Consider the following 11145-nt stretch of genomic DNA (forward strand, 5'->3'; position numbering starts at 1 on the left):
CCTAACAGCCGGAATTGCCCAAATAAGAGAACAAATTACTATTTAACCCTCCCAAACATCCTCATTATGATCACACAGAAAAGGAAACTCCTCCTGTCCAACATTGAAAAAATCGGAGAGCTCATTACCCTCACCAAAGCCATTGACTTGATTTCAACTTATCAAAGCCAGGTACCCAATGGCACAGGTGCCGTTTTATACAGCAAGGAACTGATTGATCAGTTATTAAGCGTTCCGGGCTGCGTAGGCATCCGCATAGTAAATGCTATGTATGAAGAGGCACACACGCCGCTGTTGGTAGCAGTAGACCGTTTCAACAGGAACATCACTACTCTCATAGCAGGTAAAGGTGGCATCAGCCCATTTTATAACCCATGGGAAACAAACTGTCCTGTAATTTGCCATACAGGTGAATTCATCAGCACAACAGATGCTGTTGACATGATCAAAGAATACCAGGATCTGCATCCCGGTACCACCAAGTCAAATTTATGTGGTAGGGAACTTATTGAAACACTACTGAGTGCCCCTGGTTGTGAAGGGCTTCGCCTGTTTAATGGTTTTGCTGAAGGAGATCAAAAAATTGTACTGGTACCTGTAGATGCAATGCATCATGCTATTGTTAAATGCCAGCTGACAACAAATGCAGGTATGCTTTTCATTAATTTCCCTATCGGAGACAGTACGTTGGCATGCCCTCCTTATTGTCCGCAAACTGATTCTTTTTTATAATCCCCTTCCCGGTTGTTATAATCAAAATCTGACAACTTCAATTAAAGAACGGCCGGTGCATGTCCATGCACCGGCCGTTCTTTAATATCAAAATATAAACATCTTTACCAACCATAGTTTTGTACTAATTGATGATTGACTTCTATCTCCGTCTGAGGTATTGGAAAGAGGTAATGCTTGGGTTGAAATACACGTGTTTGTATAACAGTACGTTTGTAAAATACAGACAACCCGGCTTCTTTACTGTTTACGTCAAAACCAGAAGACTGTAATTCCTGTGTGGTGGGGCGTGCATTTAAGCCATGTACAGGTCCATTGTCTACAATTGTACCGATCATCCAGCGCCTTACATCCCAGAACCTGTGTGACTCAAAGGCAAACTCAACCCGGTTTTCATTTTGCACGCGCGCTCTAAAGCCAGCCACAGTATTATCGTCAGCAATGATAGGCAATGCCGGCATATTGACCCGTGCGCGCACTTTATTGATAGCGTTGAAGGCTTCAGCGGTTGGTCCCTGGTTATATTCGTTCAATGCTTCTGCATAAATGAGATAAATTTCCGGGAGGCGTATCACAGGATCATTCCGTTTCGCATCAGGAGATGTCCAGTAATTGAGCATATCTACATCGGGGGAAATCCATTTACGGGGATTATAACCAGACACAGGGTAGGTACCGGTTGATTTGGGCCAGCCCTGCGATGTTCCACCATTAGATCCCCACCATGACATCCATACCGGTGTATTCGCCGTATGACGAATCGCCCATTTACTACCCTGGAAAGTAACGGTTGCATAAAATCTCGGATCACGATCTCTGTACATTGTTGAAATATTATCAAAATGTACATTTTCGCTATAGCCATCAGCGCCAAAGATATCGCCAGACCAGGTACCTACAGAATCATATCCTGAAGATGGGTCATGTATAGGATATCCATTGTTCATCTCGTAAGCATCCACAAACTCCTGCAGGATGCTATACTTTCCCCAGCCGCCAAACCAGCCACCATATGGTAAGCATTCATTTTCTATATTCTTACTGTTATTCTGTTGTTTGGCTACGATTATTTCGTCCCAGTTACGGGTATTAAACACCCTGGAGTAACTGTTAATCGGATCACCAGCTACTGTATTTAATGTATAAAGATTCAGGTTAAGGACCTTCAGTGCTTCGTCTGCCGCGCGTTTCCATTTCTCCCTGTCTGCCACTTGACTAAACAGCGCTGTACCATCGGGGTTTTTGATATCCTTGTACAAAGGATTACCATTAAATAAAGGGCTGGCGGCATATGCCAACGTGCGGGTTGCCAGTGCCAGCGCACCACCTTTGCTGATACGTCCCAGGTCTCCGTCGGCATAGCTGACAGGCAATATGTCTGCGGCTTGCTCACATTCTCTTGTAATGAAATTCACTACGGAATCTACCGGCAACCTGGGCATCTGCATCTCCCCGGCTTCTGATGCAGCATAAGAGCGGGTGAGAACTGGTACCGCACCATAACGCCTGAAGAGATCAAAATAGAAAAATGCACGTAACACCCTTGTCTCCGCTTTATACCGGGGCAGTACTGTGGCGTAATAGGATTGCTGGTTCTCCGGTACAGGCACTTTGTCTATATTCTCCAGGAACAGGTTACATTGACGGATTTTCTGGTAAGCATCCGCCCATATATCGTATGGGTTACTCGCCGCATTCCAGGCACCGCTGTTGTAATAAAGGGGGTAAAAACCGGCTCCCCAGTGATGATAACATTCATCCGTTGCTGCACATATCTCATCCGTCCAGCCGTCGGCAAGGGATCCCGGCATCTTGGAGTATAAATTTGCCAATACACCATTGGCATTATTAATATTGCCCCATACCTGGTCTGAAGTGACCAGTTCGGAAGGAACTACATCGAGGAATTTTTTGCAGGACGACGCGGCTAGCAATGTGGTAACGATGGCCGCTGTTACAAGACTCCTGTATATATATGTTAGTCTGTTCATAATTTAATGTTTAAAGTCATACAGCATTATAATCCCACGGTCAAACCGGCGTTGAAAACGCGCATCTGGGGATAGTTTCCTGAGTCATTAGGAGTTTCCGGATCGAAAATTTTGATCTTATCCCAGGTAACCAGGTTCAGGCCATTTACAAAAAGCCTTAAATTCCGGATACCCACCAGGCGTGAAGTAATGTTAGGAAGGGTATAACCAATTTCTAAATTTTTCAGTCGCAGGTAGTTTGAGTTGTACAGCCACCAGGTTGAATTCTGATTATTGTTCTGATTCGCTGCGTAAGACAATCTTGGATACTTTGCATTTGTATGTTCAGGTGTCCAGTAATTGCCTTTTATATCTGACAATACACCTGCATCGCCAGAGAATGGCCACATACGTGGTCCGGTAAACCAGGTATGACCACCAAATCCACCCTGGAAAAGCAGGCTCACGTCAAAGGAATGAAAATTACCACCCAATGCAATACCTGCCATCTTGTAGGGAACTGAGCGCTTACCCAGGTAGGTCTGGTCAAGCGAGTTAACCACGCCGTCTCCATTCATATCCTTGTATTTCAGGTCACCTGGCTGAATGGCGCCAAAGGAAGACTGGTCCGGACTTTTACTAATATCATCCTGTGACTGGAACAGGCCGAGTGCCACATATCCATATTGATCATCGATAGCACGCCCGGTATGCCGTTGATAAGTATGTCCGTCAAAAGAAGGCTCGTCCATGGCAATAATACGGTTCACGTTGTACGAATAATTCGCTTTCAGGAAGTAGCCGTATTTGCGATAGTGTTTACGGTATTCCATGGTGAGCTCAAATCCTTTGTTTTGTACCTTACCCAGGTTCACATAGGGTAAATTGACGATACCGATCATACTTGGAATGGTTCCCGGAGTAGCCAGGATATTGCTTCTTAACTCATAAAACGCGTCCCCTGATATGGAGAGGGCGCTGCCAAACATTTCGAGGTCTATACCCGCGTTGTATTTGTTTGCTTTTTCCCAGGTCACTGCCATGTTGCCCGTCCTGTCTTCCAATACCCCACCATATGCAGATCCATCGTGATTGCGGCCGAACTGATAACCGGTGCCCCCCAGTGCCCAGGTGCTCTGGTACAGGAAGCGCTGACCACCGATCTTGTCATTACCTACACTACCTGCGGATGCACGGATCTTCAACAGGTTGATGAGTGGTAGATGGTTTTTAAAGAAAGGTTCTTCAGAAATAACATAACTCGCGGAAACAGCCGGGAAGAGATCATAACGTCTACCTGCCGGAAAGTTTTCAGACCCGTTATAGCCAAAGTTTACCTCGCCGAATATTTTACTGTTATAAGCGTATGTTACCCTGCCTATTAACCCGTTATACTTATAAGGAAGGCCGTTGATCGCGTCATTGGATCCCACGGCGTCAAAAAATGTTTGTTGCTGGTAAAGCGCCATGGCGGTAACGGCATGTTTACCAAAAGTGCGGTCATAGTTCAGATAAGCTTCCAGCTGTGTACGACGATTACTGTTAGCTGCCACATCATAGCTCAGGTTATTGGAACCATCGGTCACCTTTGTGTAGGTGCCGGTAGAGAGGTCGGTAGCCTGATCATCAGCTATAGACCATTTATATGTGTAGTAGGATTTAGATCTGGTTATATTCCGGTAATTGTAGGAGTCAAATGAGAGCCTTACCCGGGTGCTTAAACCTTTGGTGATCCAGGGCAGGTTGAGTTTGAACCCGGTGGTGGCCTGCAGTGTATTTTGGAAGTTACGCTGGTAGCCGCCCTGGGTTAAACGACCAAACGGGTTGTAAGGTTTGGCAGATTGATAAGCTACAGATCCATCCGGGTTTTGCATTGGGTACAGGTACGGAGGTATGGCCTGCATATCTGCGAAAAGTGCAGACGCACCTACATTCGGGTAGTTATTGTCATATACGATCTGGCCGAGGTTCAATTCCATAGTCAGATCTTTGCTAATGTTCAGGTCAATATTGGAACGGAAGTTATACTTGTTATTAAGGGCCTGAATATTATAATCAGATAAGTTGGCGTATTTGTATAACCCACTTTGCCTGAGGTAAGAGATAGAGGTAAAGTAGCGTACAAAGTCATTCCCCCCAGATACGTTTAAGTTACTGGAATACATGGGGGCATTTGATTTCAGCAGTTCATGCAGCCAGTTTACATTCGGATATAGATACTTGTAAGCCGGGTGTGATCTGTCCCTGAATTTATTCAGATAATCATCTGTGTACATGGCATAATTCTGGCCATCGTTGATCAGGGCTTCGCGGTATAATTTCAGTGCATCATAAGAGTCGAGATATTCAGGCAATCTTGTTGGTTCCTGGATGCCTCCCTGAAGGGTAAAGTTGATCTGTGGCTTTGAGTTCATGCCCCTTTTTGTGGTGACTAATATTACCCCGTTTGCACCCCGAACCCCGTACACGGCAGTAGAAGATGCATCTTTTAATATAGAAATGCTCTCTACTTCATTGGCATCAATACCAGAGAATGCACGTTCTACCCCATCTACCAGAATAAGTGGGCTCTGGCTACCAGTAAAAGTGGCCATGCCTCTGATCCAGAGCGATGATGCATCATAGCCAGGTTCGCCACTGTTTTGTAAAGTTACGAGACCAGGTAGGCGACCGGCAAGCGCATTACTTAAGTTGGCTACAGGACTTTGCTTCAGTTCCTTTGTGCCAACAGAAGCAATGGCTCCTGTCAGGGAAATTTTCTTTTGTTTACCATATCCCACAACGACTACTTCATTCATATCACTTGCAGCCGTCTTCAGCACAATGCTCCCTGCTCCGCTGATAGGTACTACCAGCGTGAGATAGCCGACATGGGAAACCTGGATAACAGAATCGTTATTCGTACGGCGGATACGGAATACTCCGTTTACATTTGTATTGGTGACATGCTTGCTATTCACCAATTGAACAGTGGCACCGGGTATAGGTACACTTTCGTCAGTGACAACTTTACCGGTTACAAAGCCTGTATCATTTGCAGGTTGTCCCTGTGCCTGTAAATGTCCACTATAAGCGCTAAAACAAACGCATAGCAACGTTGAGAAGTACAGATTAATTACATGTTTTTTCATAATATGAGTTGAGGTACAGTACATAGTCTGAACATGAATGCAGCATCTTCACGCACACGCATACAACAGCCACCTCTGCTTACACAGTAGCTGCAGAAATGGTTTTGTCAATAACTGCCAGAATGGTGACCAGCTGGACGTACAAGGGAATAATACTCCTAACTATTTAGGTAAAACTTTGAAATTGAAATGCTACAGGCGTATAATCCAGAGATATATTCTTAATGCTGGTTAGTTTTCTACTTATAGGTTTTGATCGACGTTAGTCTTTTAATACAATACGCTAACTTACTTAAGAGCTGATGTTTAGCATGAACAGATTATGACATGTTATTTGCAAATTTTAACAAATCTCTTTTGGAGAGAGGATGGGGGTGTGATAAAGCCTTCAAATCTTTCGACTTATTACCTCCGTTCATTCAATGAGGGTGAAAAATCCCTATATTCGCCCTCGTATTTTTAAAATCCACCCGCGTTCTAAAGAAGAAAATATGCCATATAATCCAGTCATTCCTTATAATGATCTGAAGCCTCACAAGTAGATAGGTAATTTTTTCAATAAAGAACACAACACCACTTTTATAAAATGTTTACGACTAAAAATGGAAAATTGCTAATTTTTCAGGAATGGGTTTTATAGCTTGCATGCAAAAGTGCGGTCAATGCTTAATGAAGATGTAAGAAGATATTTATTTTGTGATGCTTCTCTCGGTGAACCTGAATGACTGGATAATTTGCAACATTTTAAAAGCGCTGTTATGCTGAAAAGAAATTACTTACTCATCATTATATTTTATATGGGGCCTGCATTTGGACAGACCTCTAAACAAAAGCCCAATATCGTCATCATTTTGGCCGACGATATGGGCTTTTCTGATATCGGTTGTTTTGGCTCCGAAATCAGCACCCCCAATATAGACAGACTGGCCCATGAAGGTCTTAAAATGACTCAATTTTACAATGCTGGTAGATGTTGTCCATCGCGCGCGGCACTGTTAACCGGCTTGTACCCGCACCAGGCGGGTGTTGGCGACATGGTAAAATATAAAGGCTCACCCGCATACCAGGGATTTTTAAATGAAAATTGTGCGACCATTGCCGAGTTACTAAAAGATAAAGCAGGTTATAATACCATTGTTTCGGGAAAATGGCATGTAGGTTTGCAGCAATCTGCACTGGCATATAATCGCGGGTTCGATAAGTCGTTTACTTTGTTGAACAACGGCAGCAGCTACTTCAATTCTACACCGCTATATAATGATGGCAGCAAGATCACTTTTATGCTTAACGATAAAGAAGTAATCCGAAACGATACTTCAAAATACCTTACGCAGGCCATTACAGATTTTGCTGTCAGATCTTTAGATGAGATCAAAGAGCAGCAAAAACCTTTCTTTCTGTATGTCGCTTATAATGCCCCGCACTGGCCTATCCAGGCCTTGCCACAAGATATTGAAAAATATAGAGGCCAATACCTTAAAGGTTGGGATATTTTGCGAAAACAGCGCTATGAAAAACAGCTGGCCAACGGCATCATCAAAAAACAATGGCAATTATCTGCCCGTGATAACCGTGCACCAGCCTGGGACTCTTTATCTCCTGAAGAAAAAGATAAATGGGACACCCGCATGGCCATTTATGCCGCGATGGTTTACCGGATGGATGTCTGTATCGGCGAGATCGTAGCCAAACTTAAACAGTTGGGAAAAGATAAAAACACGATTATCTTTTTCGTCTCCGATAACGGCGGCAGTGCCGATGAAGTAAAAAGTTTATCTACGGTTATCCCAAAAACGGGCTTGCCTGGCTCAGTAAATTCCATAGATAGTTACGAAATACCATGGGCCAATGTAAGTAATACTCCGTTTAAATTATTTAAGCGTAATACGCACGAAGGTGGCATAGCGACACCACTTATAATCTGGTATCCGGGACACATCAAAGCAGGCGGCACCAATGACAGTCCTGGCCACCTGATAGATCTGATGCCCACCTGTCTTGATCTTGCTGACGTAAAATATCCAACTCAATTTAAAAGCAGGGATCTTACACCATTGGCAGGTATCAGCCTGGTCGATGCTTTCAGAAACAAATCTTATAAAGGTAACGAAACACTATTTTGGGAACACGAAGGAAGCAGGGCAATCAGGAAAGGAAAATGGAAGCTGGTTGCAGAACCTGATCAGCCATGGGAGCTATATGACCTTGATAAAGATCGCTCCGAAATTCAGAATCTGGCTGCTAAATACCCTGAAAAAGCTAAAAGCCTTAAAAATGAATTTGTTTTATGGGCTAAAAAAGTAGGGGTAGTGGAGTGGACTACGATAAAAAACAACTAAATATTTGACGCCCCCGAACCCCTTTACAATCACAATCATTTAAGAGAAGACCCCTCATTTGATCTCAACAAAAAAGCCTCCAAATCTTTCGACTTGAAGGCTTAAAGCTTGCGGACCAGACGGGACTCGAACCCGCGACCTCCGCCGTGACAGGGCGGCATTCTAACCAACTGAACTACTGATCCGTTTTTGTCCGTTCGGGACGCGAATGTACATAAATCATTTGAATTACCAAATTTCCTTACCTTTATTATCATGGATTTTTTTCCGGACATACAAATTCCTGCACACCTGCAACCCTACATCTCCCGTGTCTGGTATGCAGCAGGAACTGCCGAAAATGCCTTCCCCATCTTCGCTGATGGCCGAACCGGCATTATTTTTCAGCAGTCCGGAATGATCCTGGAAAAGAAGCAAAAAACACTGGCACACTCCTTCGTATTTGGCCAGACCCTGGACCCGATTATTTTACACACGCACCCCAATTGCCCGGTTCTAGGTCTGATCTTTCACCCACATGTACTCCCTTCCGTATTCCCCTTACATGCCAAAGAACTGACGGATGAATGTGTAGATATGTCCCTGCTACCATCCGTGCCCCGGGTCAACCTGGATGAACAGTTGTGGAATACGGCATCGCCCCAACGACAATTTGAGATACTGTTTTCTTACCTCGAAAAAATAATCCACCCTGTAGACAGGAGTATGCAATACGCCACCAGCCGTATTCTGGCTAGTAATGGTAAAACCTCCCTGAAAGACCTTCATTACCAGCTACACCTTACCGAACGTACCTTTGAAAGAAGATTTGAGCAATATGTAGGCATCTCCCCCCGATTATTCTCCAACATTGTCCAGTTCCAGGCAGCCATGAAAATGCTGGATAGTGGCCGGTTTTCAAAACTCTCTGACATTGCCTATGCTAATGGCTATGCCGACCAGTCTCATTTTATCCGCTGGTTCAGGAAGTTCACAGGTGTCACTCCACTGGAACATTGTCGGAATCATTCTATTTTAAAAATGGATATCTGCTGAGTTTTGTGTTGTAATAACACAAGCAGATGATACACATCCTGATCCTAATTACCTTTCTTTTCCCAAAGCTATCTGATTACAAACAGGCAGCAGTGCCATATACAGTGGCTACACCATTGTTTTCTGACTATACTGACAAGGACAGGATGATCAGTATACCTTTTGATAAAAAAATCATCATCACTGATAATGGATTGCCACAATTTCCGGATGGCACGGTCTTGTTCAAAACCTTTTCCCGCGCCGGTGTGAAAATCGAAACAAGGGTATTGCTGAAAACGGCTACAAGCTGGGAAGCAGGTACCTATGTATGGGACGACGCCCAGCAGGATGCCTACCTCAGCAGAGGCAGAGAAAAAAAATTCAAAGGATATATCGTACCGGGTATTAAACAATGTCATTCCTGTCATGGAAAAGATATACGCCCCATCGGTTTCAAAGCACGCAATGTATACTACCAGCTTCCTTTTTTTGTACAGGCAGGTATACTGAAAGCACCCGATATGACTTCCTTATCACCGCTGCCTGACTGGCAGGATAGCACTATCTCAGTAGAAAAACGCGCCCGCGCCTATCTTGATATGAACTGTGCACATTGTCACCATCCTACAGGTATGTGTAACAAATCTGACTTACGCCTCGCATACGAAGCTTATTTAGATCCCACATACAAACAACGCATTTTAAAATACATGCAAAGCGGCAAAATGCCTTTGCTGGGTACACATATGATACACAAAGAAGGGGTTGCGTTGATTGCAGATTATATCGCTACTTTAAAATAAATTAAACCAGCTGTCATTCAAAAATCGATACAATGAAATTGATTACCATTATTATTCTCGGTCTCACCGCAGGTATCTTCTATTGTTGGTCTATATCCGTTACCAGGGGACTGGCATTACTACCTGACAAAGAATACATACTTGCCTTTCAGAAACTGAACCGGGCCATCTTAAATCCGTTGTTCTTTATCTGCTTCTTTAGTCCACTGGTATTATTGCCAATATGCCTGTGGCGTGAGTTTACCATCACTTTATTACTAGCTACGTTATTTTACTATATCGGTGTAATGGGTGTAACAATAGTAGGAAATATCCCCCTGAACAATATGCTCGAAGCATTCCCTGTTCAGGGGGCAAATATTGAAGAAATGCGCCAAATACGTGCTCAGTTTGAACCGAAATGGAACACACTGAATCACATCAGGACACTATGTAGCCTGGTCTCATTTATATTAAGCCTGATAAGCTGCACTTCTTCTTTTCAACATAGCTCGTAATGGTGCATCTGCATATTTTAAAGGCATAAGCGATAAAGCTGTTGTGGTAATCTGGGACTGCTATTTCCATGAAATGGAAGATGACAACAGAGATGGCCGCTAGTCCCCGTCTAAGATTTCAAAATGTGGTTTAGTTTCATGATAGGTAGATTTGAACATTTGTACGTAGATAATGAAAATATGAGACCTGGGGTAAAGATTACACTTTATCTTATGAATTACAAGTGCAATCAAGAAAAAAACGGGAATAATCGTATAGATTATTCCCGTCACTACGTCTGCTCTATAAGTTGTTAATTAAGCTATTCTACCAATAATTTAGAGGTTGAAATAGCGCCTTTGTTAGTCATAACGCTCACAAGGTAAAGCCCTGGAATTTGCCCGCTGAAGTCATAAGTCAGCTGTTGCGTACCACCTGTCAACGATTTTACTACACCCAGGTCCTTTACCACTTTTCCCTGCGCATCAAACAACCGGATCACAGCCTGCTCATTCTTAGCAAGTGTCACATTGATGGTAGTATTGCCATGAGTAGGATTAGGATAAATACTGCTCAATGTCTGGGATACTTCTCCAACGGTGCTCACCGCCGCTGTGCTGGCAGACAAAGCACAACTGACAGCAGTAGGCGAGCTACCGGTAATTTCAATCCAGTC

At 43.7% G+C, this 11145-nt stretch carries 8 protein-coding genes and 1 tRNA gene; 5 read left to right on the forward strand and 4 right to left on the reverse strand.

From position 1 onward, the window contains the following. Nucleotides 1-66 precede the first annotated feature (66 nt). Complete coding sequence (locus tag ABDW16_RS14265; protein WP_343670576.1) at nt 67-732, forward strand: hypothetical protein; 666 nt, start codon at nt 67-69, stop codon at nt 730-732. Between the two features lie 104 nt (nt 733-836). On the opposite strand, the gene ABDW16_RS14270 is transcribed toward ABDW16_RS14265, so the two are convergent. Together ABDW16_RS14270 and ABDW16_RS14275 are read right to left on the reverse strand one after the other, a co-directional pair. Then, nucleotides 837-2723 carry a RagB/SusD family nutrient uptake outer membrane protein gene (locus tag ABDW16_RS14270; RefSeq protein WP_343670577.1) on the reverse strand — a complete coding sequence of 629 codons (1887 nt, stop codon included), beginning with the start codon at nt 2721-2723 and terminating at the stop codon, nt 837-839. Nucleotides 2724-2749: 26 nt separating this feature from the next. Next, the gene (locus ABDW16_RS14275) at nt 2750-5833 is read right to left on the reverse strand and encodes a TonB-dependent receptor (protein ID WP_343670578.1); all 3084 of its coding nucleotides are present in this window, start codon (nt 5831-5833) and stop codon (nt 2750-2752) included. A 758-nt stretch (nt 5834-6591) separates the two neighbouring features. Between ABDW16_RS14275 and ABDW16_RS14280 the strand changes: the two genes are divergently transcribed. Then, entirely contained in the window at nt 6592-8172 is a 1581-nt protein-coding gene (locus ABDW16_RS14280) for an arylsulfatase (protein WP_343670579.1), read from the forward strand. Nucleotides 8173-8283: 111 nt separating this feature from the next. Here ABDW16_RS14280 and ABDW16_RS14285 read toward each other — a convergent pair. After that, nucleotides 8284-8357 (reverse strand) — tRNA-Asp (locus ABDW16_RS14285). A 70-nt stretch (nt 8358-8427) separates the two neighbouring features. Between ABDW16_RS14285 and ABDW16_RS14290 the strand changes: the two genes are divergently transcribed. From ABDW16_RS14290 to ABDW16_RS14300, 3 genes are read left to right on the forward strand one after another with little or no spacing between them, the layout of a single operon-like run. Continuing rightward, complete coding sequence (locus ABDW16_RS14290; protein WP_343670580.1) at nt 8428-9207, forward strand: helix-turn-helix transcriptional regulator; 780 nt, start codon at nt 8428-8430, stop codon at nt 9205-9207. A gap of 26 nt (nt 9208-9233) precedes the next feature. Next, the gene (locus tag ABDW16_RS14295) at nt 9234-9992 is read left to right on the forward strand and encodes a hypothetical protein (protein WP_343670582.1); all 759 of its coding nucleotides are present in this window, start codon (nt 9234-9236) and stop codon (nt 9990-9992) included. Between the two features lie 32 nt (nt 9993-10024). Next, entirely contained in the window at nt 10025-10489 is a 465-nt protein-coding gene (locus tag ABDW16_RS14300; RefSeq protein ID WP_343670584.1) for a DUF1772 domain-containing protein, read from the forward strand. Nucleotides 10490-10791: 302 nt separating this feature from the next. On the opposite strand, the gene ABDW16_RS14305 is transcribed toward ABDW16_RS14300, so the two are convergent. Further along, the coding region (locus ABDW16_RS14305) for a T9SS type A sorting domain-containing protein (protein WP_343670585.1) at nt 10792-11145 on the reverse strand (354 nt) is incomplete at its 5' end.

The organism is Chitinophaga sp. (assembly GCF_039596135.1).
In the GTDB taxonomy this organism is placed as follows: domain Bacteria; phylum Bacteroidota; class Bacteroidia; order Chitinophagales; family Chitinophagaceae; genus Chitinophaga.